Source organism: Brevibacterium sp. LS14, from assembly GCF_012027885.1.
GTDB lineage: Bacteria > Actinomycetota > Actinomycetes > Actinomycetales > Brevibacteriaceae > Brevibacterium > Brevibacterium casei.
The window spans coordinates 51,723-77,436 of sequence record NZ_SJXG01000035.1 but is presented as its reverse complement, the minus strand read 5'-3'; the positions used below and the strand labels follow the sequence as shown (position 1 = coordinate 77,436).

22 protein-coding genes are annotated in these 25,714 nt (G+C 67.0%); 8 read left to right on the top strand and 14 right to left on the bottom strand.

Annotation, left to right across the window (positions count from 1 at the left end; all coding sequences use genetic code 11):
* Positions 1–17 precede the first annotated feature (17 nt).
* Positions 18–1,586 carry a malate dehydrogenase (quinone) gene (mqo, locus tag EZE58_RS05070; protein WP_063250221.1) on the top strand — a complete coding sequence of 523 codons (1,569 nt, stop codon included), beginning with the start codon at positions 18–20 and terminating at the stop codon, positions 1,584–1,586.
* Here the strand turns inward: mqo and EZE58_RS05065 are convergent.
* Both EZE58_RS05065 and EZE58_RS05060 read right to left on the bottom strand, forming a co-directional pair.
* The gene (locus EZE58_RS05065) at positions 1,543–2,958 is read right to left on the bottom strand and encodes an APC family permease (RefSeq protein ID WP_063250220.1); all 1,416 of its coding nucleotides are present in this window, start codon (positions 2,956–2,958) and stop codon (positions 1,543–1,545) included. The two genes, mqo and EZE58_RS05065, sit on opposite strands and share 44 nt — an antisense overlap.
* Before the next feature lie 38 nt (positions 2,959–2,996).
* Entirely contained in the window at positions 2,997–4,688 is a 1,692-nt protein-coding gene (locus EZE58_RS05060) for an amidohydrolase (protein WP_063250219.1), read from the bottom strand.
* Positions 4,689–4,815: 127 nt separating this feature from the next.
* Between EZE58_RS05060 and EZE58_RS05055 the strand changes: the two genes are divergently transcribed.
* The gene (locus tag EZE58_RS05055; RefSeq protein WP_063250218.1) at positions 4,816–5,415 is read left to right on the top strand and encodes a TetR family transcriptional regulator; all 600 of its coding nucleotides are present in this window, start codon (positions 4,816–4,818) and stop codon (positions 5,413–5,415) included.
* 74 nt (positions 5,416–5,489) lie between these two features.
* On the opposite strand, the gene EZE58_RS05050 is transcribed toward EZE58_RS05055, so the two are convergent.
* On the bottom strand, positions 5,490–6,419 hold the full coding sequence (locus EZE58_RS05050) for a helix-turn-helix domain-containing protein (RefSeq protein WP_227007324.1): 930 nt from the start codon (positions 6,417–6,419) through the stop codon (positions 5,490–5,492).
* An 18-nt stretch (positions 6,420–6,437) separates the two neighbouring features.
* Between EZE58_RS05050 and EZE58_RS05045 the strand changes: the two genes are divergently transcribed.
* Positions 6,438–6,848, top strand: coding sequence for a VOC family protein (locus EZE58_RS05045; RefSeq protein WP_009374580.1), 411 nt, complete (start codon positions 6,438–6,440; stop codon positions 6,846–6,848).
* Positions 6,849–6,912: 64 nt separating this feature from the next.
* Here EZE58_RS05045 and EZE58_RS05040 read toward each other — a convergent pair whose 3' ends face one another.
* The 7 genes from EZE58_RS05040 to EZE58_RS05010 form a co-directional block, all read right to left on the bottom strand.
* On the bottom strand, positions 6,913–8,061 hold the full coding sequence (locus tag EZE58_RS05040) for an AAA family ATPase (RefSeq protein ID WP_167559994.1): 1,149 nt from the start codon (positions 8,059–8,061) through the stop codon (positions 6,913–6,915).
* Between the two features lie 237 nt (positions 8,062–8,298).
* Positions 8,299–9,945 (bottom strand): molybdopterin-dependent oxidoreductase, encoded by a 1,647-nt coding sequence (locus EZE58_RS05035; RefSeq protein ID WP_167559993.1) that lies wholly within the window; start codon positions 9,943–9,945, stop codon positions 8,299–8,301.
* Between the two features lie 3 nt (positions 9,946–9,948).
* Positions 9,949–10,278, bottom strand: a complete 330-nt coding sequence (locus tag EZE58_RS05030) for a hypothetical protein (protein WP_009374570.1) — start codon at positions 10,276–10,278, stop codon at positions 9,949–9,951.
* A 41-nt stretch (positions 10,279–10,319) separates the two neighbouring features.
* Positions 10,320–11,129, bottom strand: coding sequence for a Bax inhibitor-1/YccA family protein (locus tag EZE58_RS05025; protein ID WP_231882238.1), 810 nt, complete (start codon positions 11,127–11,129; stop codon positions 10,320–10,322).
* 191 nt (positions 11,130–11,320) lie between these two features.
* The gene (locus EZE58_RS05020) at positions 11,321–12,904 is read right to left on the bottom strand and encodes an AbgT family transporter (protein ID WP_009374565.1); all 1,584 of its coding nucleotides are present in this window, start codon (positions 12,902–12,904) and stop codon (positions 11,321–11,323) included.
* A 236-nt stretch (positions 12,905–13,140) separates the two neighbouring features.
* The gene (locus tag EZE58_RS05015) at positions 13,141–14,226 is read right to left on the bottom strand and encodes an inositol-3-phosphate synthase (RefSeq protein ID WP_009374563.1); all 1,086 of its coding nucleotides are present in this window, start codon (positions 14,224–14,226) and stop codon (positions 13,141–13,143) included.
* 131 nt (positions 14,227–14,357) lie between these two features.
* Positions 14,358–15,950 (bottom strand): peptide chain release factor 3, encoded by a 1,593-nt coding sequence (locus EZE58_RS05010; RefSeq protein ID WP_009374561.1) that lies wholly within the window; start codon positions 15,948–15,950, stop codon positions 14,358–14,360.
* A 155-nt stretch (positions 15,951–16,105) separates the two neighbouring features.
* On the opposite strand from EZE58_RS05010, the gene EZE58_RS05005 reads away from it, so the two are divergent.
* Entirely contained in the window at positions 16,106–16,480 is a 375-nt protein-coding gene (locus EZE58_RS05005; protein WP_009374559.1) for a hypothetical protein, read from the top strand.
* 39 nt (positions 16,481–16,519) lie between these two features.
* Here the strand turns inward: EZE58_RS05005 and hrpA are convergent, their stop codons facing one another.
* The 4 genes from hrpA to EZE58_RS04985 form a co-directional block, all read right to left on the bottom strand.
* Positions 16,520–20,833 (bottom strand): ATP-dependent RNA helicase HrpA, encoded by a 4,314-nt coding sequence (gene hrpA, locus EZE58_RS05000; RefSeq protein WP_063250214.1) that lies wholly within the window; start codon positions 20,831–20,833, stop codon positions 16,520–16,522.
* A 59-nt stretch (positions 20,834–20,892) separates the two neighbouring features.
* Positions 20,893–21,483 (bottom strand): DinB family protein, encoded by a 591-nt coding sequence (locus EZE58_RS04995; protein WP_009374556.1) that lies wholly within the window; start codon positions 21,481–21,483, stop codon positions 20,893–20,895.
* Positions 21,484–21,554: 71 nt separating this feature from the next.
* Entirely contained in the window at positions 21,555–22,862 is a 1,308-nt protein-coding gene (locus tag EZE58_RS04990; RefSeq protein ID WP_009374554.1) for an Nramp family divalent metal transporter, read from the bottom strand.
* 155 nt (positions 22,863–23,017) lie between these two features.
* Positions 23,018–23,446 (bottom strand): DUF4186 domain-containing protein, encoded by a 429-nt coding sequence (locus tag EZE58_RS04985; RefSeq protein ID WP_063250213.1) that lies wholly within the window; start codon positions 23,444–23,446, stop codon positions 23,018–23,020.
* 172 nt (positions 23,447–23,618) lie between these two features.
* On the opposite strand from EZE58_RS04985, the gene EZE58_RS04980 reads away from it, so the two are divergent.
* The 4 genes from EZE58_RS04980 to EZE58_RS04965 all read left to right on the top strand — a co-directional run bounded on the left by EZE58_RS04980 (position 23,619) and on the right by EZE58_RS04965 (position 25,687).
* On the top strand, positions 23,619–23,960 hold the full coding sequence (locus EZE58_RS04980) for a DUF202 domain-containing protein (protein WP_081590926.1): 342 nt from the start codon (positions 23,619–23,621) through the stop codon (positions 23,958–23,960).
* A complete protein-coding gene (locus EZE58_RS04975; protein ID WP_009374544.1) occupies positions 23,957–24,298 on the top strand; it encodes a DUF202 domain-containing protein in 342 nt (113 codons plus the stop codon). Before EZE58_RS04980 ends, EZE58_RS04975 begins: the two co-directional genes overlap by 4 nt.
* An 88-nt stretch (positions 24,299–24,386) precedes the next feature.
* Positions 24,387–24,707, top strand: coding sequence for a hypothetical protein (locus tag EZE58_RS04970; RefSeq protein ID WP_040340898.1), 321 nt, complete (start codon positions 24,387–24,389; stop codon positions 24,705–24,707).
* A 53-nt stretch (positions 24,708–24,760) separates the two neighbouring features.
* Positions 24,761–25,687 carry an AEC family transporter gene (locus EZE58_RS04965; protein ID WP_009374541.1) on the top strand — a complete coding sequence of 309 codons (927 nt, stop codon included), beginning with the start codon at positions 24,761–24,763 and terminating at the stop codon, positions 25,685–25,687.
* Positions 25,688–25,714: the final 27 nt, after the last annotated feature.

Here is a 25,714-nt window from a genome sequence, read left to right as displayed (position 1 = left end):
CCGACATGGAGGACACCATGCCCCGCACACCGCGAACCGAGACTCTCCCCTATGCCGATGTCGTGCTCATCGGCGGCGGCATCATGTCAGCGACCCTCGGGTCGATGCTCGCCGTCCTCGAACCGTCGTGGCGGATCGTCGTGCTCGAGAAGTCCGTCGACCTCGCCTCCGAGAGCAGCGACCCCTGGAACAACGCCGGCACCGGTCACTCGGGGTTCTGCGAACTCAACTACATGCCCGATCCGAACGACGGGACGAAGCCTGCCGCGATCGCCCGGCAGTTCCAGCTCAGCCGACAGTGGTGGTCGCATCTCGCCGAGGCGGGCCTCGTCGATCCTGCGACGTTCATCCACCGCACGGCGCACATGAATCTCGTCTTCAGCGACCGCGACGTCGCCTACTTGCGCCGGCGGGTGGATACGCTGCGGACCGATCCGCTCTTCGCCGATATGGAGTACTCGGAGGATGCCGAGGAGATCGCCGCGTGGGCACCGCTGACGATGGAGGGCAGAGGGCCCGACGGCTCGGTCGCGGCCTCTCGGGTCCGCCGTGGCACGGACGTCGACTTCGGTGCCCTCACCCGGGCATTGACGTCGGTCATCACCGCTGAAGGCGGGGGCGAGGTGCTCACGGGGCACACCGTCACCGGTCTGAGTCGAGACGGTGACGGCTGGATGGTCACGGGGACGATCGGCGAGACGCCTGCGACCGGTGGCAGCCGGTTCGCGATCCGGGCGGGAACGGTGTTCGTCGGCGCGGGCGGCTTCGCGCTGCGGCTGCTGCAGAAGGCCCGTGTTCCTGAGGTCAAGGGCTATGCGGTGCTGCCGGTCGGTGCCGCGTTCTACCGGTGTTCTGTCCCCGCCGTGGTGAGACGCCACAATGCCAAGGTCTACGGGCAGGCCGATGTCGGCGCTCCCCCGATGTCGGTGCCGCATCTCGACAAGCGGGTCGTCGACGATGAGGAGCATCTCCTCTTCGGACCGTTCGCGACCTTCAGCACGAAGCTGCTCAAGCACGGTCGCCTCAGCGACTTCTTCACCACCCTGCGACCGGACAACCTCCACGTCGTCGCCGCTGCGGGCCTGCAGAATCTCAGCCTCGTCCGCTACCTCATCGGCGAGCTCGCCGCGAGCCCAGCGAAGAAGTTCGCACAGCTGCGCAAGTACTACCCGAATGCGCGACCGAATGAATGGGAGCTCATTCCCGCCGGCCAGAGAGCCCAGCTCGTCACCCCCGATCCCCACCGGATCGGGGTCCTGCAACAGGGCACCGAGCTCGTCGTCTCCGCCGACGGATCGATCGCCGGCCTCCTCGGCGCCTCCCCCGGCGCCTCGACCGCAGTGCCGATCATGGTCGACCTGCTGCGGCGGTCGTTCCCAGCCCAGTGGCGTCGGTCCTGGGAGGAGCGCATGATCGACGCCGTGCCCGACCTCGCCCGGCAGGACTGGAGCGTCGAGGCGGTGGCGGCGAGTGAGGTCCGCACTGACCGAGCACTCGGTCTCGGCCGAGACGAAGCATCTGCCGCCGGAGAGTCCGAAGCGTTCAGTCGAGTTCCGGCTCGGCCATCGTCGGTGCCGAGACTCTGAAGGCGCGGGTGCGCACAAGCAGGAAGACGAAGCCACCCAGCGCCCAGACGACACCGACGATCTTCGCGTTCGCGTCAAGACTCAGCCACAAGGCGACATTGATGACGAGGCCGATACCGGGAAGAACATATCCTGCCCACACGCCGATTCTTCCTGCGGGTCGCAGATACTTGAACGTGGCCAGGATCAGCGAGAGGTTGACCGCTCCGAAGGCAACGTAGGCACCGAAGTTGATCAGCGAGGCCGCCGATTCCAGGTCGAGGAACATTGCCGTGGAGGCGAGCACGGCGATGATGACGATATTGACCACAGGAACTCCTGACCTGCGATTGATCCGTCCGAACACCCGCTCCGGCAAGGTCCCGTCTCGTCCCATGGCGTAGAGAAGGCGGGCCGCACTCATCTGTTGGGTCAGCCCGCAGCCGAGGACTGCGAACATGTACCCGCCGACGAACAGCGCCTGGAACGCCGCACCACCGATGTACTTCGCGATCTCCGGCGATGCACCGACGATGTCACCGACCGTCGACACATCAGGGAAGAGCACCTGCATGGTGTAGGTGACCACGACGAAGAACACGCCGGCAGAGATGACGATGACAATGATCGCGCGAGGAATGTCGACCGTGGGTCTGACCGCTTCCTCTGACATCGTGGTCACCGCATCGAACCCGAGGAACGACAGAGCGAGCAGAGATGCGCCTCCCAGAAGGGCTCCGGTCGGCACTCCGCTGGGATCGAAGGGCATCAGACTCAGCTCGCTTCCTCCAGCACCCACGATGATGTTCCGGACGGCGAAGAAGACGAATGCGGCAGCGACAACGAGCTGAACGACGACGAGGATGACATTGACCTGGGCCGCGAGTTTGACTCCGACGACGTTGAGGATCGTGCAGATCACGATTGTCGAGATCACCCAGATCCACGACGGCACCTCTGGCAGGACAGCGCCCATGTAGATCGCAGCGAGGAGAGCGTTGAGCATCGGCAGCAGAAGGTAGTCGAGCGTAGCGGCCCACCCCACCATGAATCCCACGTGAGGATTGATCGTCTCCCGGGCGTAGGTGTATGCGGATCCGGCTCGCGGATAGTACTTCGACATCTTCGCGTAGCTCAGCGCAGTGACGACGACTGCGGCGAAGATGATGATGTATGCCAAGGGCACACGTCCGTCGGTCGTTTCGGCAACGATGCCGAAAGTGTCGAACACTGCCAAAGGGGCCATGTACGCGAGTCCGAGGAAGACGATGTGTCGCAGTCGCAGGCGTCTGCGCAGAGTGCGCGAACCATCGACTTCAGTTTCAGCACTCCTCTGGAGGTTGCTCTCGGTTGCGGCACTCGTCGAACGGTTCTTCTTTGAATCGGTTCGCATTGTCCTGCCTTCCAGATGATTCGATGGATGGATTTCCGTCAGTGGTGTTGGTGACCGGAGCAGCTCGCCGCCTGGCTCCGGGTCTTGGCGGCGACTTCGACGCGGAAGTCGGACGAGAGTGGGGCCATTGCGTCATGGACGATGGCGCCGCCGACGATCGTCAGGTCAGCCCGTTGTTCAAGGATTCCCGCCGCATCGAGAGAGTAGAGATCGGCAGACCAGGCGACGAGGTCCGCCTTCGCCCCGACCGTGATCACTCCGAGATTCTGCTCCTCATGCCAAGCCCAGGCGCCCTGCCGCGTGTAGCCTTCCAGCGCTCGATCGAGCGTGATGGCCTCGGCAGTCGTCCACGACGTCCTGCCGTCGAGACCTGCACGGGTGAGCGCAGAATAGATGCCGACCAACGGATCCATCTCCCCGACCTGCCAATCGCTCGAGAGCGCGACATGAGCACCGGATTCCATCAGCGACCGGACTCTCCAGGCGCGGTCCCATCTCGCCTCGCCGACATTCTCCATCCAGGTTCCCTCGATGAGATCGGGAGAGGCGTGGCGCGGCTGCATCGCTGCTGTCACCCCAAGAGACGCGAATCGAGACAGATCGTCGGGGTGGAGGCACTCGACGTGGACGATTCCGTGACGACGATCCTGTGTCGAATTGGCCACCGTGGCGGCTTCGATGGCGTCGAGCGCGAGCCGGACTCCTCCGTCACCAGTGGCATGAGTGTGCGTCTGGAAGCCGAGCCGGTCGAGCTCCGTGACGATCTTGCTCAGTTCGCCGATCGGTGCCGAGGGGTGTCCACGGTGGCCCGGCCGGTTGGCGTAGTCGTCCAGCATCCACGCGGTGTGCGGCTCGATGACATCATCGGCATAGAGCTTGACCGGCCCGAAGCGGAGACGGTCAGTTCGTGGGGCATCGTGGACTGCGGTTCTCAGGTCCTGGCGAAATTCCGGTGCGGCATCGACCGGGTGGAAGAGAGCGGCGATGACCCGCGACGAGAGCCTGTCCTCACTCAGTGCTCGTTCGAACAACCCGATCTCCGCAACAGGAACCTGCGGTTCGACGACGGTGGTGATGCCTGACCGTGTCGCCATCTCGAGGCTTCCGAGCAGCTTTCGGTACCGCCGATCGGGCGAGTACATGGGAATGTCGCGTTGCAGCGCTTCGAGTCCTGCGCTGGTCATCGCCGAGGTATAGAAGTCGGTGACCCAACCAGTTGGGCGCCCGTCGGATCCGAACTCGGGGTTTCCCCACGCGATGTCGCGCCCATCGCTGATTCCGAGCGCTGCCAATGCGGCGTCATTGAGCCATACTGAGTGCTGATCGTAGGTGGTGACGAAGATCGGTCGGTCCGTGAGGCCGGCAAGGTCGGCCGCGTTGGGTCGACGGTTCTCCACCACTGAGTAGACAGCGTTCTCGGCACACACCCACGACAGCTCCGGACGCTGCGATGCGAGTTCGCCAATTCGACGGCGAACCTCCGACAGCGTCTCCGCACCCTCAAGGCTGACGGCGTCCGGGTCGAACCCGAGCAGCAGGTGATTATGGCTGTCGATGATGCCCGGCGTGAGCAACCGCCCTTCGAGATGCCTGACCTCTCGCGCCTTCGGAGCCTCATCCGCTGCCCCGACGAATGCGATTCGACCACCGAGAATCCCGACGGCTTCCGCCCAGGGGAGATTCGGATCGAAGGTGCGGACTTTGGCGTCAGTGAGCAGAAGGTCAAGCATGTGCGGCCCCGTTTCGATGCATCGTTGCACGGTCAGTTCTATTCTTTGACGCTAGTGTCAAAGAATTGGTTCCAGGCTCACACCGCGGTCCGACGATGTCAAGAGCGGAACGCGATAGTCTCATTCCATGGCACGGACTAAGAACCAATCCCAACGGCGGGACGCGCTCATCTCAGCGACGCTGGAGACCGTCGGCGAGACTGGCCTGAGATCGGTCTCGCTGGCCGATGTGGCGCGGCGAGCCGGCCTGACACGGGGCGCGATCCTCTACTACTACGACGACCTCGATGCGCTGCTGCTCGAGACGCACCGCGCAGGCGTCGAACGGTTCTGCGATGCCAGAGAAGCTGTCATCGCTGAGCTCGATGATCCGCGTCGGCAGCTTTCCGCCGCGATCAGCGAAGGACTGCCGACCGGGCCTGACGACGCGCTCATGCGGCTTCTCTATGAGTTCGATGTCCTCGCGGGCACGTCAAGTGCCCACGACGAAATGGTCGAGCACATGTTCACCAGGCAACTCGACATCTATCGCAGGGTCCTCACTGCAGGCACCGATTCAGGAGACTTCTCCCCTGTCATCGGCATCGAGCAGCTCGCACTCAATCTCGTCGCACTGGAAGATGCCTACGGTTTGCACATCGTTGCGGGCAACTCCCTGCTCACTGTCGCGGACGCCGAAACAGCGATGCGGGCTGCAGCCACCGGACTCGGAGCGGCTCCCGCTTGACCTTCTCGCGTATGGAGAATCCGGACTGACGCAGGAACATCGCGGCTGAACTGGGCGCTGGAACGCGGTCGCAGTCACCGTTCCACTGTTGGAGCATCCGAACCGCTCCTGCCGGCTCGGGCTCGGTCCCGCAGCGCGACATACTCGGTGGGCCGATACCCGGTGACGCGGAGGAAGTCGGCGGTGAAGTGCGACTGATCGAACCAGCCCAGTCCCGTCGCGAGATCACCGAGCGAACCGTCCCAGCCGCGGTCGAGAGCGGCGACGGCGTCGATGACCCGTGAGCGCACGAGGATCCGCTTCACCCCGACCCCGCAGTGGTCGAGGAAGAGCCTCTGCAGGCTGCGTTCGCTCATCGCGACCGCCTCGGCGAGTGCTCGCAGGTTCGTCACCGCCCGATCGGACATGGCCGCCAGTGCCAGACGCACACGTTCGTACCCCGTCGTCATCTCCGGTGCCTGGGAGAGCAGCCAACGATCGAGCACCTCGGCGGCGGAATTGAGGTCATGCGGGACGGCGAGCTCCGCGTCGATCCCGGGGAACCACCGCTCCGCTGCGACGGTCGAGTCGCGGATATCGGCGGGCCGCCCGGTCGTGAACGCACGCATCCCGCCGAGGCGGAACTTCACCCCGACGACGCCTCCGACACCGGAGAGCTCTACGTCGAAGCGCGTGCGCGTCACCGGCCCCGTCACCCACAGTCCCGGGCCGGTGATGCCGGCTCGGCGCAGGTCGCCCCATTCGGCGGTGAGATTGACTGCGGGTTCGGACACCGTCGCCGCACGGTAGCGCTCCCCCGGCTCGAGGTCCCACCTCACCGACCAGTAGCGTTCGATCCACGGCTGCAACGCCTCGGCGGGATCGGCGACGCGGTAGCGCGCGTGATCGAGCAACTCACTGGGCCGGAGCACTCGACCGAGCATGTGCTCCGGCGGCCCGGGATCGGCGACACCGACGCCGGCCTCCGCACCTGGCGGGTTTTTCCTAGCGGCGACGTCGTCCATGACACAAGAATGGCAGACATGACCGACACACAGACAGACACAGCCTCCTCCGATTCTTCGACCTCACCGGTGGCCAGCCTCGCGATGGTCACCCTCGACGCTCCCGACGCCGCCGAGCTCGGGAAGTTCTGGACCGCTGTCCTCGGCTGGCCCATCGTCTACTCGGACGAGAACTACGCGATGCTCAAGGGACCGAGCCACGCCCTGGGCATCGGAACGATCCCCGACTACAAGCGACCGGACTGGCCCGACGACGGGCACAAGCAGTTCCACCTCGACCTCGCCGCCGACGACATCGAGACCGCCGTCGCCAGGTGCGTCGAACTCGGTGCCACCCGCGCCGAACCGCAGCCGGGCGAGACCTGGACGGTCCTCATCGACCCGGCCGGTCATCCCTTCTGCGTCACGGACGCGAAGAACTGGCAGTAGGTCGGAACTTCTCTGATCCGGGGCGGCCCGGGCGCTCTGCCCGACCCCCTCGGTCGGCGCGGGCTCAGTGCCCACGCGTCTGCTCGAGGAGATAGTCGCGCAGGTGCGGGATGACGATGCGAACGAGGCCGTGGGCGGGAGACTCGATGACGCCATGCGCAAGCAGCATCCGCCGGTAGTCGTTGGCCGTCTGCTTCTTCGCTCCGAGACGTTCGGCGATCTCCCCGGTGTGGGAGATCCGGTCGTCGGCGGCCATCGCGTTGAGATAGCGCCGGGCACCCGGGGTGAGGGCGGCCAGGGTGGGTTCGTAGATCTGTTGGATGAGGATCTCCTTGGCCTCGCCGATGATGGCCTCGACGTGGTCGGCGGTGATCACCTCGGCGTCGGCTGACTCCCGCCAAGCCAGGTCTCCGATGATCTGGACCATGTACGGATACCCGAGCGAGGCCTCGGTGCCGAGGGCGAGCGCCTGCGCGTCGAACCTCTTGCCCGACTCCTCGGCCGGCAGGCGGAGGGCGAGCGCCGTCTCGTCCGGGGTGAAGCTGCCGAGGTTGATCCGACTCGCGCGTCGGAGGAAGGTCGAGACCTCGTCGTTGACGATAGTGTCGATGCTCGCCGGCAGGCCCGCGGCGACGAACGCGAGCGGCGCCTCCTGCGACATAGCATAGGCGACGGCATCGGTGACGGCGCGGAACTCGTCGAGGTTCGAGCGGTGGACCTCGTCGAGGGAGATGACGAGCCCCGTGCCGTGCGCGTCGAGGAGTTCGAGCACCTTCATCAGGTGGTGCCGGAAGTCCGGCTGCAGGGCGCTCGTCGTCTCGGTCCGAGTAGTCAGTCCCCCGGCCCCTGCCGGCAGGGTGATGCCGACGACCTTGGACTTCGTCGTCTCATGGGCATCGTGCGCCTCGAGCGCCTCAGGCAGCCTCGCCCTGGTGAGCCTGCCGACGAATCCGGGCGAGGCCTGTTCGCGCACCGTGAGCCACTGCCGCGACTCGGCGACGTCCTCGAAGATGTTGAGCAGCACCGTCTTGCCGACTCCGCGCTGACCGGTGACGAACACGGTCCGTCCCGCTCCCCCACGCTGGTCGAGCGCCCTGGCGAATGCGTTGACCTCAGCTTGGCGTCCGACGGCGACGGGCGGCGTCGTCCCGAACCCCGGCCGGTAGGGTGATTCGCCGCTGCTCGCCGAGGCGGGAGGGATGGTGATCGTCATGACTGACCTGCTCATCGTCGGGAGTTCGTGACCGCACTCCGTATTTTACCGTATTTACCGTATTTGGCGTATGAACCCGTGCGAACACTTGTCGCTCCCCTTGAGCCCCGCCTCGGCGACGATTTCGGCGGCAGGACAGCCATCGACGCGGTGAACCGACAAAAACGCGGTGTGCTAACCGCGTTTTTGTCGGTTCACCGCGTCGGTGCCGAGAGGCCCGCCCGCCGCCCGCCGTTCTCACTCGACGATGAAGTCTCGGTCGTGGAGGCCCGTCGCGCTGCCGGGGATCGCGGGCCTGCGGTCGGAGATCTGCACGGTGCCGTCCTTGTCGATGGCCCGCACAGTCACCGTGTGGCTGCCGGGTGCGACGTCGGTGAAGACGTGCCGCCACTGCCGCCACGTGTCGACGCTCAGATCTTCGCTCAGATCGGCCGTCTGCCAGTCGCCGTTGTCGAGGCGCACCTGGACCTGCCCGATCCCGGTGTGCTGGGCCCAGGCCATGCCGGCGGTGACGACCTGCCCATTGCCCGCCGGCACCCGGGCACCTGCCCGCGGCACGTCGACCCGGGAGGCGACGAGCACCGGTCCGTGGGTCGACCAGCCCCGGGTCGTCCAGTACGCCTGTTTGTCGGCGAACCGGGTGACCTCGAGACTCGTCACCCATTTCGTCGCCGAGACGAACCCGTAGAGGCCGGGGACGACGAGGCGCGCGGGATATCCGTGGTCGCGGGGCAGCGGCTTTCCGTTCATCCCCACGGCGAGCAGGGCGGCGCGGTCGTCGGTGAGGACTTCGAGCGGCGTCGAGGCGGTGAAGCCGTCGTCGGAGCCCGAGAGCACCATGTCGGCTCCCTGCTTCGGCCGGGCCCGGGCGAGCAGCTCGCGCAGCGGATAGCCGAGCCACTTCGCGTTTCCGATGAGGTCCCCGCCGACCTCGTTCGACACGCAGGTGATCGTCAAGTAGTGCTCCTCGAGGGGCAACGCGAGCAGCTCCTCCATCGTCACCGTCACTTCGCGTTCGACCATGCCGTGGATGCGCAGCGACCACGTTCCCGCATCGACGGCGGGTGGGACGAGCGCGGTGTCGATCCGGTAGAAGTCCGCGTTGGGTGTGACGATCGGGGCGAGATCGTCGATCTCGAGGTCCGCTCCCGCGGGGATGGGTGGCGCCGAGGCGGCCGGTCGTGGCAGCACCAGGTTCGCCACCGTACCTGCCGCGTTCCGCGCGAGGACCGCTGCGGACTGTCCGGCCGCGATCGCCGCGACCCCGATCGCGCTCAGCCCCGCGGCAATGCCGAGGAACAGCCGCCGGTCGGGACCGTCGGCCGTCTCCGCCTGTTCGACGGCCCCCGAACGATCGGCTGTGTCCGTACGCTCGACGGTCTCCGCGGGCCCACCGGTCTTCGCGGATGCCGGGACCACGGCGGGAGGCGCAGAAACCCGTTCGGTGCGGTGGTCCGCCCTGCCGAGGCGGAGCAACCCGAGATACGTCGCACAGCCGAGACCGATCCCGACGAGCGCAGGCAGCGCGCCGACCAGCGTCCCTCCGGTGGTGAGCTGCAGGACGACCGGCAGGGCTCCGAACCCGATGAGGAGGATGAGGGAGAGGCTGCGATGGTGCGCGCCGAGCCACCCGATGAGACCGCCGATGAGGACGCCGACGACGGCGATGGTGATGACGAGGGCGAGTTTGTCACCCGTCCCGAAGAGCGCGATGGCCGCTTTGATGAGGGCTGTGGGCACGAGCGGGATGACCGTCTGCCCGAGGACGAGCAGCGGCGCCGAGGTGAGCGAGAGGATCCCGGCGAGGAATTCCGAGGAGCCGAAGTAGGTCAGCGCGGCGACCGCTCCGGCCAGCGCGAAGACGAAGGGTCGGCGATCGGTCATGGCCTACGCCAGTCTCCGGCGCAGGTCCACTGCGGCGTCGAGGAGGCGGCCGAGCAGCTGTTCGCGCGATGCGGAATCGAGCATCTCTGCCCGACGTCTGCCGGTCTCGATGAGGACGACGACCTGGTCGGCGAGACTCTGGTCTCCGAGATCGGGAACCGCGCGACCATTCGAGCCGATCGCTGAGAACTCGGCGAGCGCCGCGGCGATGGAGTCCCGACGCGACGTCGTCGACCCCTCCCCTGCCTCGGCGAGCTGGGCGGAGGTGAGCCCGATGATGCGCACACGCAGACGGCGGACCTCGGTGTCGAGGTCCGCCGTCTGCGAGTTCATGGCTCAATCATAGGCGCCGCAGGCACTGCGACGCCCCTGCGTCAGTTCCTGAAGTAGGAGATGAGGCGCAGGATCTCGATGTAGAGCCAGATGAGGGTGGTCATGAGGGAGAACGCGCACAGCCACGAGTACTTCTCGGGGATGCGCTGCTTGACGCCCTCTTCGACCATCTGGAAGTCGGCGATGAGGGTCATCGCGGCGAGGATCGTCGCGAAGATGCCGATGATGACGCCGAGCGGCATCGTCATGCCCATGATGTTGATCTCGATGGCGCGGGCGCCGCCGGTGCCGGTGAACATCGCGACACCGAAGTTGATGAGCGAGAAGATCGCGTAGCCGCCGACGGCGATCATCATGAACTTCATCATCTTCGAGCCGTAGCGCACGCCCTTGAACTTGAAGAGGGCGAGCATGACGCCGAAGACGCAGAGGGTCGCGAGCACCGCCTGGAGGACGATGCCGGAGAACTGGGTCTCGAAGATCATCGAGATGCCGCCGAGGAAGACTCCCTGGAACGCGGCGTAGCCGATGATGAGGCCCTTGTTGGGTTCCCGCTTGAATGCGTTGACGAGGCCGAGGACGAGGCCGATGAGCATCGCCGGGAAGGCGAGCACGGGCACGAACCAACCGAGGACGGCGCCGGCGAGGAGGATGGCGAAGAGGACGCCCGTCTTCATCATGACGTCGTCGTAGGTCATCGCCCGGTCGTCGACGGGGCGGCCGGTGTTGCGGTTCTCCGCTGCCGGCTGGTTGAAGAGGTCGTTGAGCTGCTGGTCGGTCATGACGGGCTGCTGGTTGCGTCCCGCCTGGACGCCTTCTCTGATGGTGCGGTCCATCATGGGGTTACTCACGGTCGAGATCCTTTCGATCTGAGTATGCGGGTCGCGCAGACCGGTCGTCGCGCGAATCGAACATCACGCTCAAGTCTAGCCGTCACACCTGGATGGCAACTGTGACCGCAGGGTCGGGCGACAGAGCGTTGTGTGATTGTAACGCTGGGCGATTCGGCCGTATTCCTCACCTTCGCCCTCTGCGGGAGACGTCAGTTCATCTGGTAGTGCATGGCCGCACCGGGTCCCCATGGGAGGCCGGTGAACCACCAGAGGAAGAAGAGCAGGCCCCAGAAGAGGAACATCGTGAACGAGAGCGGGATCGTGAACGACAGGAGCGTGCCGATGCCGGCGTCGCGCTTGTAGCGCTGGATGAAGCCGAGGACGACGACGAAGTAGGGCGACATCGGGGAGATGATGTTCGTCGTCGAATCGCCGATCCGGTAGAGCGCCTGCGTCGTCTCCGGGGAGATCGACAGGAGCATGAACATCGGGACGAGGACGGGGGCCATGAGCGTCCACAGACCGGAGCCGGAGGTGAGGAAGAGAGCGCCGAGGGCGACGAGGAGCCACCCACCGAGGAGGATGACGAACGTCGAGGTGTCGAGCGAGCCGAAGAAGTCCGCCCCGCGGATCGCGAGGATCTCGCCGAGGCTCGACATCTTGAACAGGGCGAGGAACTGGCTGGCGGCGAAGAAGAGGACGATGACGGGGACGAAGGGCAGCAGGCCCTTGCCCATCATCTCCGGGATCTCGGTGATCTTCGTGATCGAACCGGTCGCGTAGCCGTAGACGATGCCGACGATGAAGAAGCCGAAGCCGATGATCGCGGCGATGCCTGCCATGAGCCCGGATTCGGGTCCGAAGCCGCCTGCCTCGTCGCGGAGGAACGAATCGGCGGGCAGGGCGAGGAAGAAGAGGATCGCGGCGCAGACGACGATGGTGATGACGGCGAAGAGCACACCGCGCTTCTCCTTCGCGTCGAGGGCCATCTTGACGTCGAAGGCCTCCGGATCGTCCTCATCGAGGGGGTCGAGCTCCATCGCGTCGGCGCGCTTGGACAGGAGGAGCTCGGTGACCAGGGTGATCGCCCCGGCGACGACGAACATCGAGATGAAGTTGAAGTAGAAGTTCGCGACCGGGCTGACGACGTACTCGGGGTCGATGATCTGCGCCGCCGAGGTGGAGAGACCGCCGAGCACGGTGTCCATGGCATTGACCATCGGGGCCGCGGAGTACCCGCCGGAGGTCGCGGCATAGGCGACGATGCAGCCGAGCATCGGGTTGCGGCCCACGGCGCGGAAGGCGAGCCCGCCGAGCGGGATCATGATCATGTACGAGGCGTCGGAGGCGATCGACGAGGCGGTGCCGGCCAGGGCGACGATGAAGGTGATCCACCTCGGCGAGGCGCCGGCGATGGTGCCGCGAAGCATCGCCGGGATGAGACCGGACTGCTCGGCGACGGCGACGCCGAGGAGGACGATGATGACGAGACCCAGCGGTGGGAAGGTGACGAAGTTCATCACCGCTCCCCCGACGATCTCGCGCAGGGATTCCGTGGTGAAGAGGTTCGTCACGGTCACCGTCTCCCCGGTGGCCGGGTTGACCGCGTTCAGCCCGGTCGCGGAGAAGATCGCGGAGAGGATCATGACGATGACGGCGAGCGAGAGGAAGAGCCAGAACGGGTGCGGCAGCTTGTTGCCGGCCTTCTCGATGACGACGAGGACCTTCATCAGCCAGCTGAGGCGGTCAGGGCTGCCGGCTGCCTTTCCGGTGTCGGCGGTGGTGGTCGACATGGGGTGCTCCTCGGTCGGTCGGCGGTGCTCGGCGCGGGTGCGCACGGTCGGTCACCGTGATCGGCGGCCGGTCGGCCACGTGATCGCGGTCACTGAGAAAGATACCAGCCCACCGACAGCTTCCGTTGTTCCCACCGGGTCTCGCATGGCGGGTGGACGGGGCTGAGACGACGAAGCCGGCCACACCCGTGGTGTGACCGGCTTCGGCCTCGCGCCCCGTCCTTCGGGGGCTGCGGTCAGCGTTCGATGTCGCCGCGGATGAACGCTTCGACCGCCTCGTGGGCGGCATCGTCGTTCTTCTGCTCGGGCGGGGACTTCATGAAGTAGGAGGAGGCGGAGATGAGCGCTCCGCCGATGCCGCGATCGAGGCCGATCTTCGCCGCACGCACTGCGTCGATGATGACGCCCGCCGAGTTCGGCGAATCCCACACCTCGAGCTTGTACTCGAGCGAGACGGGGGCATCGCCGAAGTTGCGGCCCTCGAGGCGGACGAACGCCCACTTGCGGTCGTCGAGCCATTCGACGTAGTCGCTCGGTCCGATGTGGACGTCGCGGGCTGAGAGCTCGGCGCCGGTGTTCGAGGTCACGGCCTGGGTCTTCGAGATCTTCTTCGACTCGAGGCGCTGGCGCTCGAGCATGTTCTTGAAGTCCATGTTGCCGCCGACGTTGAGCTGGTAGGTGCGGTCGAGGACGACGCCCCGGTCCTCGAAGAGCTTCGCCATCACCCGGTGGGTGATCGTCGCACCGATCTGGGACTTGATGTCATCGCCGACGATGGGCACGCCCGCGGCCTGGAACTTCTCGTCCCACTCCTTCGTCCCGGCGATGAAGACGGGGAGAGCGTTGACGAAGGCGACCTTCGCGTCGATCGCGGCCTGCGCGTAGTACTCGGTGGCCTCCTGCGAACCGACGGGCAGGTAGCAGACGAGGACGTCGGCCTCTGCGTCACGCAGCGCCTGCGCCACGTCGACGGGCTCGGAGTCGGATTCGACGATGGTCTCACGATAGTACTGGCCGAGACCGTCGAGGGTGGGACCACGCTGGACGGACACACCGGTCGGGGGAACCTCGGCGAGGGTGATGGTGTTGTTCTCACTGGCCGTGATCGCCTCAGCGATGTCGGCGCCGACCTTCTTGCCGTCGACGTCGAAGGCCGCGACGAATTCGATGTCACCGACGTGATAGTCCCCGAATTCCACGTGCATGAGCCCGGGCACCTTCGTCCCCGGGGCCGCATCGCGGTAGTACTCCACACCCTGGATCAGGGACGAGGCACAGTTGCCGAGACCGGCAATGGCGACTCGAATCTTCTTCGTTCCCACGAATTCTCCTTCAGTCCTCTCGGGTCTCCCCGGGTGCCGGGTGAGCCCGGCGGTGTCCGCGTGCGCGCGGACTCGATTGTCAATCTTAGTGACTTCGTCAAAACCGCGGAGTCGGCGTCCGCGGTCCTCGATCAGCTGACGACGAGCGGTTCGAGGACGAGGTCGGGATGGTTCTTCTCCACGCCCTGGAGGCGCCAGCGATCGGAGAACAGGGCGAGGAGTTCGCCGTCGGAGCGGCTGAGCACCTCGACGTTGCGTTCGCGGGCGAGCGTCGGCACGCATTCGGGTGTCGTGCGCCGGGCGAGGGAGAAGTTGAGTCGTTCGAGCGAGCAGGGGGCGTTGAACTCGTTCGTCATCCGGTCCTCGGCGACTTCGAACTGCATCGGTCCGACCGCGCCGAGCACAGGTGCCTGGTCACCGCGCAGGTCCGAGCGCAGGACCTGGATAACGCCTTCGTGGTCGAGCTGTTCGATGCCGCGGCGGAACTGCTTGTACTTCGAGGAGTCCTTCGCGCGGATGACCATGAAGTGCTCGGGCGAGAACGTCGGGATCCCGGGGAACTCGACCTTCTTGTCCAGGTAGAGGGAGTCGCCGACGCGCAGGGCGCTCGCGTTGACGAGGCCGACGACATCACCGGGGAAGGCTTCGTCGACGACGTCGCGGTCGCGGCCGAAGACCTGCTGGGCGTACTTCGTCGCGAACGGCTTGCCCGTGGCCGAATGGGTGAGCACGCTGCCGCGTTCGAAGACACCGGAGCACACGCGGATGTAGGCGAGGCGGTCACGGTGGTTCGAATCCATGCCGGCTTGGACCTTGAAGACGAATCCGGAGAACGGAGCGGCGACGTCGCGCGGGGCGCTCTCCTTGTCCTCGCGCGCCTCGGCGGCGGGGGCGAGGTCGACAAGGGTGTCGAGCAGCTTGTGGATGCCGAAGTTGAGCACCGCCGAGGCGAACATCACCGGGGTCGACTTCCCCGCGAGGAACGTCTCCTGGTCGTGGTTCTGATCCTCCATGTCGAGAAGCTCGGATTCGTCGACGGCCGTCGTCCACGCCTCCCCCTCGAGCTCGGCTGCGGCCTCGGGGGCGAAGGTCTCCTCGCCGGCGATCGTCGCGCCGCCGTCGGTGCGGGTGTACTTCGTGTACTCGCCGGTGATCCGGTCGAGGACGCCGCGGAAGTCACCGGACTGTCCGACGGGCCACGTGATCGGGGTGGGAAGGAGGCCGGTGCGCTGCTGGACCTCGTCCATGAGGGCGAGCGCATCGAGTCCGGGACGATCCCACTTGTTGACGACGGTGATGATCGGGATGTTCCGGTGGGCGCAGACTTCGAAGAGCTTCATCGTCTGCGACTCGAGGCCTTTGGCGGCGTCGATGAGCATGACGGCGCAGTCGACGGCGGAGAGCACACGGTAGGTGTCCTCGGAGAAGTCGGCGTGGCCGGGGGTGTCGACGAGGTTGAAGACGGCATCGCGGTACTCGAACTGGAGGGCCGCCGAGGAGATCGAGATCCCGCGGTCCTGCTCCATCTGCATCCAGTCGGAGACGGTGGCGCGGCGGCCGGCCTTTCCGTGGGTGGCGCCGGCCTGACCGATCGCCCGCGCGTGGAGGGCGAGCGCCTCGGTGGTCGTCGATTTGCCCGCGTCGGGGTGGGAGATGACGGCGAACGTGCGGCGGCGTGCCGCCTGCGTCCGGATCTCTTTGTCGGAATATCGGCCAGAAGTCACCAAAATATCCTACCGCCGATCGCCCGCCGAGTCCCTGTCCGATCAGTCACAGTGGCGCCGAGGCAGCGGCGGCGTCGGCGGAGCTCACCGCGGAAACCCCTATGCTCGGTCTGCTTCCAGCGAGTTGCCGAACTGGGTGTCTATGCTGAGTGTCGATGACTGAGGAATACGTTGACTACGCCGGCCGGTCGGAACCGAAGGAGCGGTGGCTCAAAGCCCTGCCGCTCATCATCGCAGGGGTCCTCGGAGTGCCGCTGCTCGGCATGGCGATCCTCTTCTCCCTGTCGATCGCCCAGATCACGAAGTACGTCTTCGACCTCGGGACATCGGGATGGGAGGCTGCCGGACTCGTCCTGCTCAGCCTCTCCGGCGCATTCTGCGTCATCGTTTACCTCGTCTGCCTCTTCGTCGGTTCGCGGCGACGGACGTGGCGGTGGCGCATCTGGTGGGCGGCGGGCGCCTTGGTCTCCGCCGGTGCCCTCCCCCTCTGGTGGCTCTTCGGCGGGTTCTTCACCGGCGCCTCACTCTAGAACGTCCTTCCCGGAGCTTCGCCCCCGCCCCGCAGCGGCCTACAGCTGCGCGAGCGCCTTCGCGATCCGCTTCTCCGAGACCGGGTGCGTGGTGCCGAGCGAGTTCGCATAGAGGCTGACTCGCAGCTCCTCGAGCTTGACGAGGACGTCGCGCCAGGGGCTCGGCACAGAGACGAGCCACCGGTCCCACGCCGCCTGCCCCAGTCCGGGGAAGCGGTTGGCGATCTTCTTCGCCACCGCCTCGGCGCTCCCGGTGACCCGATCCATGAGCTGACGGTCACGCATCGGCGAATCGACCATCGCCCCGATCCGCACCTTCTCCGCCTCCACCCACTTCGGCAGCGCTGCCACCATCTGCGGGGTCATCGCCGCGATCGCCGCCGCACTCACCCGCGAAGCCGCCCAGGCCTGGACGTCAGCGAGGTTGGACAGGATCGCCAGCGACGAAGAGTTCGAGACCAATCTGTCCAACTCCGTCGCTCGCCGCAGCGCCGTGATGAGGGAGGGCAGGAGCTTCGTCGTCGCTTCGATGAGCTGCGCATTCACCGCCGTCTCGAGCCGAGCGAACTCCGCCTCGCCACCGACCCACGAGGACTCCGTGGGCCCGATCTCGGATTCGACGATTCCGCGCACCCCTGATCGGATGAGGGCGGTGAGCAGTTCGTCCGAGCGCTTCTGATGCCCGGCGAGGACGAGCTTCTCCTCCGTCGTCAGGCCGTCCTGCAGGTACTTCAGCGTCTCTCCTGTGCGCAGGGCGAGCAGCGTGATGACCGCTTCCCTGCTCGCGATCCGCGCTTGCAGGGCCGTGTCGAAGGCGACGAGGTCGGCGCTGTCTCCGCGGTCGGCGAGTCCGGGCACGACCCCCGCCTCGGCGGCATCAGGATCGGGCAGGTCGCCGACGCTCCACCCTGTCAGGCCCCGCTTCTCCGCGAACGGCGACGCCTTGGCTCGGGCCTTCCTCACAGCCGGTTTCGCCTGCGTCGTCAGGGCGCTGAGGTCGTCGCCGAGCCCGACGGTCGTCGTCCCGTCGACGAGGCGGAAGCGGATGCGCAGATGGGCGGGGATCCGGTCGCGGTCGAAGTCATCGGCGCTCACGGTGATCGGAACGAGGTCCTGCAGTCCTCCCCCGCCGGCGCGTTCGCTCAGATGCGCGGCGAGGACCTCGGGCAGGCTGCCCTGATACGGCGTGAGCGAGGGCAGGATGTCGCGGGCGACGTCGGGCGCGGGCACGAAGTAGCGCCGCTTGGCCTTCGGCAGCGACCGGATGTAGGCGGCGACGAGCTCTTCGCGCAGCCCCGGAACCTGCCAGCTGAACTCGTCGGGGTCGACGACGGGCACAGCGCTCGCCGGGATCTCGACGGTCACCCCGTCCTCACTCGAGCCGGGATCGAACGAGTATCGCAGCTTCGCCGTCGTCCCGTCCGCGAGCTCCCATTCCATCGGGTAGTCCTCGGCCACCGAAGCGGTCAGTGACTCGCTGTCGTCGCTGAGCAGCACCGAGGTCGTGAGGTCGAGCAGGTGCGCATCGCGGCGCTTCTGACCCTTCCACCACGAGCGGAGGTCGGCCGCCGAGGTGATCGTGGCGGGAATGCGCTCATCGAAGAACTCGAAGAGGGCATCGTCCTGGTCGAGCACACGACGGTTGCGGGTACGCGAGGCGAGCTCCTCGGCCTCCTCGATGACGGCAGCGTTGTGGTCTTCGAACCCGAACCTCTCGCGCCAGTCGCCGTCGATGAGTCCCTTGCGGATGACCATGTCCCTGGCCGCTGCGGCGTCGATCGTCCCGTACGCGACCCGACGGTCGCTGATGAGCGTGACCCCGTAGAGCGCGATCTTCTCGTAGACCATCGCCGATCCGGCCTTCGTCGACCAGTGCGGGTCCGAGTGCTGACGGCTCACGAGGTCCCCGGCGGCCTCGACGACCCAATCGGGTTCGATCGCGGCGACCGTGCGCGCCCACAGGCGGGAGGTCTCGACGAGTTCGGCGGCCATGACGAAGTCCGGGTTGACCTTGAACAGGCCCGATCCGGGGAAGATCGCGAACCGCGTGCCCCTGGCCCCCTGGTAGTCCCCCAGCCGTTCCGACCGGGACCCGATCATCGAGAGCAGACCGGTGAGGAGAGCGCGGTGGATGGCCACGGCCGTCGGGTCGAGCTTCATCGCCGCGGCATCGGCACCGCGTCCGCCCTCGACCCCGCCGCGTGCCTTCTTCGCCTGCTTCTTCGCCGCCGTGAGCTCGGCGAACCCGATCTTTCCCTGCGCTGTCCGGGCGGTCGATCCCTGCCTCGCCGAGGCGGTCCCTCCCCGGTGTCCGCGCGTATCCTCGGTCTCCCGGCCCCCGCCTCGGCGGGAGTCTGCTGAGACCTCCCCGTCGGAGTCGGCTCCGTCGGCACGTCGGCCCCCACCGGCACGACTGTCATCGGCTGCGTGCTGGCGCCAGCTCGGACGCTCGACGCGGATGCCCGCCGAACCGAGCAGCGACCGGAGCTGACCGACGAGGTCTTGCCATTCGCGGATGCGGACGAAGTTGAGGAACTCGGCCTTGCACTGACGGCGGAACTTCGACGACGACATCGCCGCCTGCGAGTCCTCGAGGTAGTTCCACAGGTTGAGATAGGAGAGGAAGTCGCTGCCGCGGTGGACGAAACGGGCGTGCTTCTCATCGGCGGCAGCCCGCACCTCGGCGGGACGTTCACGCGGATCCTGGATGGAGAGAGCCGCGACGATGACGAGGACCTCTCCCCCGACACCCGCCTCGGCGCCGGCGATGACCATGCGTGCGAGCCTCGGGTCGATGGGCAGGACCGAGAGCTTCCGGCCGGTGGGGGTGACCCTAATCGTGCCCGACTTCTCGGTCTCGAGGGCACCGAGTTCGGTGAGCAGTGTGCGCCCGTCGCGGACGGCCTTGGCATCGGGCGGAGTGAGGAACGGGAAGCCGAGGATCTCCTCGTCGCTCGAGGCGAATCCGAGGTCGGCCATCTGGAGGATGACGCTGGCGAGGTTGGTGCGCAGGATCTCCGGGTCGGTGAACTCGGGACGGGATGCGAAGTCGGCCTCCGAGTAGAGGCGGATGCAGATGCCCTCGCTCGTTCTGCCCGACCGTCCCTTGCGCTGGTTCGCGCTCGCCTGCGAGATCCGCTCGATCGGCAGACGCTGCACGCGGGTGCGGTTCGAATAGCGCGAGATCCGGGCGGTGCCGACGTCGACGACGTACTTGATGCCGGGCACGGTCAGGGAGGTCTCGGCGACGTTCGTGGCGAGCACGATGCGCGGCCTGGTGTGCGGCTTGAACACCTTCTGCTGCTCGCCGGCGGAGAGCCGGGCGAAGAGCGGGATGACCTCCCAGTCGCGCAGTCGCTGCGATTTACGCAGGTGCGCCTCGAGCGCGTCGGCGGTGTCGCGGATCTCCCGTTCCCCGGAGAGGAAGACGAGGATGTCACCGGGATCCTCGGCGCTGAGCTCGTCGACGGCTGAGATGATGCCCTCGATCTGGTCCTCGGCCCCGGCCTCATAGTCCCCGGATTCGCCGGGACCGTCGACGTCGTCGTCGGCGGTCTCGTCGGTCAGGGGCCGGTAGCGGACCTCGACGGGGTAGGTCCGGCCTTCGACTTCGATGATCGGGGCATCGTCGAAGTGGGCGGCGAAGGACTCGGGGTCGATCGTCGCCGAGGTGATGATGATCTTGAGGTCGGGCCGCTTCCTCCGCACCTCCTTGAGGTAGCCGAGGAGGAAGTCGATGTTGAGGCTGCGTTCGTGGGCCTCGTCGATGATGATGACCTCATAGTCGCGCAGGAGCTTGTCCCGCGAGAGCTCGGAGAGGAGGATTCCGTCGGTCATCACCTTGACGCGGGTCTCGTCGGCGACCTGCGCCGTGAAGCGGACCTGATAGCCGACCGTGCCGCCGAGGTCTTCGCCGAGTTCGTCGGCGATGCGTTCGGCGACGGTGCGTGCGGCGATGCGCCGTGGCTGCGTGTGTCCGATCATCCCCTCGACGCCGAGGCCGAGCTCGAGGCAGATCTTCGGCAGCTGCGTCGTCTTGCCCGAACCGGTCTCACCGGCGATGATGACGACCTGGTTGTCGCGGATCGCCTCGGCGATCTCATCCTTAGCCGCACTGACTGGCAGCTCCGGCGGGTAGGTGACGGTGACGGGGTGGGCCGCGCGGGCCTCGCGCAGGCGCGCGCGGCGCTCACGGTGCTCAGCGCCGGTGCGACCCCGTCCGCGGCCGCGCTTCTTCGGCCCGCCGCGGCGGGATCCGCCCCTGCCCCGGGGCGGGGTCCGCTCACCGTGCGCGCGCTCACCGGATCGGGAGGGGATCTGCTGCCTGGGCGCTTCCGAGTTCTCGTCTGCCATCTCACCTCCCAGTTTATCGTCCGCCCGGCACGCCTCGGCGCGGCCGGTGACCGCACCCGTCAGCGGGTGCCGTCTGCGAGGGCGGTGAGCTTCGCTGTGTAGGCGGCCCAGTCGTGGCTCTGCGGCAGGTTCGGTTTGGCCTCACCCAACCCCGCCTTCCCATCAATGCCCTCACGGACGATGTCGACCTGCCCGAGGTGTCGGGTGACGTCGACGAGGAGATGGACGACGATCTGGCCCAGCGTCACGCTCGCCGTCACCATCGGCCAATGCGGGACCGTTCCGACCGCGTTGAGAGGAAGCTCCCGGATCGTCTCATCGCCGAAGGCGCGCACCCGCCGGTAGAAGCCGAGGACGTCCTCCGTGGTCTCGTCGGCCGTCGCATACCAGTCGGCCTGCGGGTCGGCGGCGATCTGCGCAGCGGTGATGAGTTCGTCGGGATGCGGCCAGGGACGGGAGAAGGTCTCGCCGAGGTAGGTGTACTCGGTCTGGGCGATGTGCTTGACCGCGCCGAGGAGGTTGAACCCCGTCGGAGTCCGCGGCAGCCGCAGCTCCCGATCGCTCAGTCCCTCGAGCTTCCACAGGAGGTTCTCCTGTGTCCGATGGAGCGCAGCGCGGAGATGGTCCTTGAGAACGTCGTCGTCGCCCATGGTCTCAGTGTGCCTCACATCCTCCGCAGTGTCTCAGCTCCACAGGGGTGTCTCAGCTCCACTGCGGTGTCTCAGCTCCACAGGGGTGAGAGTGCGTCGATGAGCTGCTGGATGCCGAGGATGAGGAAGAGCAGGGCCGTGATGCCGAGGGCGATGTTCGTGTGCCACTTGTTCGCCCATTCCTTGGGCACCCGCCTGCCGTTGAGCAGCCCGAGGAGGGTGAGAGCGAGGAAGGGCATGAACAGCGCGCCGAGCACCCCGTAGGCGAGGATGAGCCCGATCGGCTTGCCGAGGAGGAAGAGGAGCATCGGCGGGAACGTCAGCCACAGGAGGTAGAACTTGAAGTACCTGCCCCCGGTGAGGGTGTCGGGGTGACCGGCCGGCTTCTTGCGCATGTGCCCCCAGAAGTCGGCGAACATGAGCGAGACGCCGTTCCACACACCGATGATCGAGGAGAACGAGGCAGCCCAGAACCCGATGAGGAATCCGACGCCGACGACGTCGCCGTAGCGGGCCTTGAGGACATCGGTGAGGTCGAGGAGCCCTTCGTCCCCGGCCGAGAGCGAGACGCCCGCCGCCCGGACCACCTCGGCACCGACGATGAGCATCGCGATGACGAAGATGCCGGTCATGACATAGGCCATCGTGTTGTCGATGCGCATCACCCGCATCCACTTCGGCGTGATCCATCCCTTCTCCCGCAGCCAGTATCCGTAGGCGGCCAGAGTGATCGTGCCGCCGACGCCGCCGGCGAGCGCGAGCGTGTAGACGACTCCCCCGTCGGGGATGAGCGGGATGAGTCCTCTGAGGAGTTCGGGGATGTTCGGGGCGGCGATGATCGCCAGTCCGACGACGGTGACGAACATGATGCCCACGAGCACCGCGGTGATCCGCTCGAAGACCGTGTACCTGCCCAGCCACACCATGGTGAAGCCGGCGAGTCCCATGACGATCGCCCACACCGTCAGCGGCACCATGGGGAAGAGCGCGGCCAAGGGCAGGGCGGCCGAGCTCATCGCGGTCGCCCCGTAGACGAAGCCCCAGATGATGATGTAGGGCCCGAAGTACCACGTCGTCCACCGACCGAGGCTCCGCCAGCCCTCGAAGATCGTCTTGCCCGTCGCCAGGGTGTAGCGGCCCGCGCCCTCGACGAGGACGATCTTGAGGATGACGCCGACGATGACGGCCCAGAGCAGCGCGTACCCGAAACGGCTGCCGGCGACGAGTGTGGCGACCATGTCCGCGGCACCGACACCGGTGGCGGCGACGACGAGTCCGGGACCGATGATCTTCCATTTCGGCTTGCCCTCGGCCTCGCCGAGGCGATCGGCACCGGAATCCCCACCGGTGGTGGGAGGCTGGCTCGCTCCGTCAGTCATGCGTCTCCTTCGTCGACATCGACCCACACGGGTCTGGAGACATGCTACGACAGGGTGTGTCGGCCACCACACGGCACCCCGGATCGCGGACAGCGCAGGGCGGCGGGGTCCTTGGGACCGGCACAGGCCGAAGGGCACGGGCCGGGCGGGAAACATCAGAACAGGGTGGGCTGAGGCGTCCTCCTCTCCCGCTCCGGCTGCGGGGACGGTCGCCTCGGCGGGGCGGCTGCGGCCTCGAGTTCGATCCACCGGCAGATGATGGCGACGACGTCGGCCTGCTCCGCCTCGGTGAGGGCATGTCCGGCGGCGATGCCGTGGCTGTTCTGCAGGCACGTGCGACAGCACGTCGCCGTCGCATGCTGGGCGAGGAAGACCGGGTGTCCCTTCCACGGTGTCTGCTTGCCGTCCTTCGGCGGGTGGGCCGGCGCCAGACGGGTGGCGATGAAGTCCTCGGCGTGCGCTCGCACGGTCTCCGGTGCCCGGTCGAGGACATAGTCGAGCTCGGCCCCGCGGAGGTGGAAACGCGATCGGAACGGCGCCCGGGTGATGCGCCTGATCCGCTGGTCCAGCTGGTGATCGTCCATGATGGTGCCACCGTATCCGGCGGCCCTGACACAGCCTTCGCCCCGAGCCTGCGCCGCCGATGTCCCGGCGCCGCACCGCGCTCATCCCGGACGTCGCCCCCGGTCGGCGAGCCTGCGCGTGTATCCTCGGAACGTGGAATCCGATGATGCACGCGGCCGACTCGCCCGTCGGATGTTTCCCGACGGGGAGGATCCCGACCCCCGCTTCACCCTGGCGAACGAACGCACGTTCCTGTCCTGGATCCGCACGGCGCTGGCCTTCATCGGCGGCGGCATCGCCGTCGAGGCCTTCACCGGGGAGATCTTCTCCCCGGGCCTGCGGGCGACGCTGTCGATCGTGCTCATGGCCATCGGCTTCGTCCTCGCCGCCGGAGCGGCCTTCCGGTGGTACCGGATCGAAGCGGCGATGCGCCGCAAGCAGTCGCTGCCGCTGCCGCTCATCATCCCCATCGTCAGCCTCGCCTCGGCACTGGGAGCGGGACTGCTCGTCCTCGTCTTCGCCGGAGTGCTGTGAGCGCGCCCAGGCTGGCCCCGCACGAGGACCCCGGCCTGCAGCCGGAGCGCACGACCCAGTCGTGGCTGCGCACGAGTCTGACGATGACGGTCGTCAGCCTCCTCTTCATCCGCTGGATCACCCTCTTCCCCGTCCTCTCCGTCGCCGTCTTCGTCGTCTGCATCGGACTCGCGGCCGCGGTGATCTCCCTCCAGGTCCATCGGTACCGGGCCGGGTCAGGATCCATCCGCGACGAGCGCGGCAGGCCGAGTCCGTGGCCGATCCTCGGCCTGACCACCTCGGTGTGCCTCATCGCCGGGCTCGGCATCGCCTCGGTGATCCGACTCACCGTCGGCTGAGTCGTTCCGGAGGCTGAGCGGCGGATCGATGTTCCTCGTCGTGAGACCGCGTGACCGCGGGGCCGACGGCGTCTCTAGACTGGAGGGCATGAAGGACGCACACGAAGTCTCCACCGCCCCGCTCGTCGCCCTCGGCCTCGTCGGCGGGTTCCTCACCGCTCGCGAAACCGGCATCCGGCCCCTCGGCGGCGTCGTGCTCGCCGCTGCCGGCGCCTACGCCGCCCGCACGTGGTACGCCAAGCGCGGGTGGCCGACCGCGACCGCGCTCGGCCTGGGCTACCTCGGCGGCTTCGGGCTCTCCCACCCGCTGGCGAAGAAGATCGGCGCCTGGCCTGCGGTGCTCACGGTCACTGCCGCCTCCGCAGGAGCGGCCCACCTCGCCGTCGACGCCCGCGGCGAGACCGCCTGACCCGCCCCTGCCCGTCCGCCGAGGCCCCAGGAAGCGAGGACCACCGGTAAGCCATGCTGGCCGTATTCGAAGGATTCGCCGTCATCGCCGGGGTCATCCTCGTCGGGTTCCTGCTGGGACGCTCCGGGGTGCTCGGCCCCACCGGTCAGCAGGTCATCGCGAAGCTCGTCTTCTATGCGGGCACCCCGACGCTCCTCTACGTCACGGTCTCCCAGACCGACCTCGGGCTCATCTTCAACTCGGCCCTCCTCGCCACGGGCGGGTCCTCGCTCATCGCCGGCTTCGTCCTCTTCGCCCTCACCCGCTGGATCAGGAAGCGCAGCACAGGAGAGGCGATGTTCTCCGCATGGGCGGTCAGCTACGTCAACATCGGCAATCTCGGCATCCCCATCGCCGCCTACGTCCTCCATGACGTCGGCTATGTCGCTCCGGTCCTGCTCTTCCAGCTCATCATCCTCGCCCCCATCGGCATGGCCGTGCTCGACGCGGCGGGGAAGAAGAAGCACGACACACACTGGTACTCGACGATCCTCCAGGTGCTCAAGAATCCGATCCTCCTCGGTGCCGCGGCCGGGGTGGCAGCCTCGGCGACCGGCTTCGAACTCCCCCGCTTCGTCTTCGAACCCATCGACATGATCGGGGCGACCGCGGTGCCCGGTGCCCTGCTCGCCTTCGGGATCTCCCTCAAGGACGGCTGGGCGCTGCCGGTGAGAGGGACGCGCTCACAGCTGAGCTACATCACCGTCGGCAAGCTTGTTCTCCAACCGCTCGTCGCATGGGTCATCGGCGGTCCCCTGCTCGGCTACTCGGGCATCGACCTCTTCGCCATCATCGTCACCTCGAGTCTGCCGACGGCGCAGAACGTCTACATCTACTCGATGCAGTACCGGCAGTCCGAGGCGCTCATGCGCGACGCCGTCTTCATCACGACCGTCCTCGCGGTGCCCACCCTCGTCATCGTCGCCGCGCTGTTCGGATGACGCGTCCCTGACGGTGAGCAGGCTGGG

Bases quoted from the DNA above. Each gene is read 5' to 3' on its own strand.
- mqo (WP_063250221.1), top strand. From the start codon at position 18: ATGCCCCGCACACCGCGAACCGAGACTCTCCCCTATGCCGATGTCGTG.
- EZE58_RS05065 (WP_063250220.1), bottom strand. From the start codon at position 2,958: ATGCGAACCGATTCAAAGAAGAACCGTTCGACGAGTGCCGCAACCGAG.
- EZE58_RS05060 (WP_063250219.1), bottom strand. From the start codon at position 4,688: ATGCTTGACCTTCTGCTCACTGACGCCAAAGTCCGCACCTTCGATCCG.
- EZE58_RS05055 (WP_063250218.1), top strand. From the start codon at position 4,816: ATGGCACGGACTAAGAACCAATCCCAACGGCGGGACGCGCTCATCTCA.
- EZE58_RS05050 (WP_227007324.1), bottom strand. From the start codon at position 6,419: ATGGACGACGTCGCCGCTAGGAAAAACCCGCCAGGTGCGGAGGCCGGC.
- EZE58_RS05045 (WP_009374580.1), top strand. From the start codon at position 6,438: ATGACCGACACACAGACAGACACAGCCTCCTCCGATTCTTCGACCTCA.
- EZE58_RS05040 (WP_167559994.1), bottom strand. From the start codon at position 8,061: ATGACGATCACCATCCCTCCCGCCTCGGCGAGCAGCGGCGAATCACCC.
- EZE58_RS05035 (WP_167559993.1), bottom strand. From the start codon at position 9,945: ATGACCGATCGCCGACCCTTCGTCTTCGCGCTGGCCGGAGCGGTCGCC.
- EZE58_RS05030 (WP_009374570.1), bottom strand. From the start codon at position 10,278: ATGAACTCGCAGACGGCGGACCTCGACACCGAGGTCCGCCGTCTGCGT.
- EZE58_RS05020 (WP_009374565.1), bottom strand. From the start codon at position 12,904: ATGTCGACCACCACCGCCGACACCGGAAAGGCAGCCGGCAGCCCTGAC.
- EZE58_RS05005 (WP_009374559.1), top strand. From the start codon at position 16,106: ATGACTGAGGAATACGTTGACTACGCCGGCCGGTCGGAACCGAAGGAG.
- hrpA (WP_063250214.1), bottom strand. From the start codon at position 20,833: ATGGCAGACGAGAACTCGGAAGCGCCCAGGCAGCAGATCCCCTCCCGA.
- EZE58_RS04995 (WP_009374556.1), bottom strand. From the start codon at position 21,483: ATGGGCGACGACGACGTTCTCAAGGACCATCTCCGCGCTGCGCTCCAT.
- EZE58_RS04990 (WP_009374554.1), bottom strand. From the start codon at position 22,862: ATGACTGACGGAGCGAGCCAGCCTCCCACCACCGGTGGGGATTCCGGT.
- EZE58_RS04985 (WP_063250213.1), bottom strand. From the start codon at position 23,446: ATGGACGATCACCAGCTGGACCAGCGGATCAGGCGCATCACCCGGGCG.
- EZE58_RS04980 (WP_081590926.1), top strand. From the start codon at position 23,619: ATGTTTCCCGACGGGGAGGATCCCGACCCCCGCTTCACCCTGGCGAAC.
- EZE58_RS04970 (WP_040340898.1), top strand. From the start codon at position 24,387: ATGAAGGACGCACACGAAGTCTCCACCGCCCCGCTCGTCGCCCTCGGC.
- EZE58_RS04965 (WP_009374541.1), top strand. From the start codon at position 24,761: ATGCTGGCCGTATTCGAAGGATTCGCCGTCATCGCCGGGGTCATCCTC.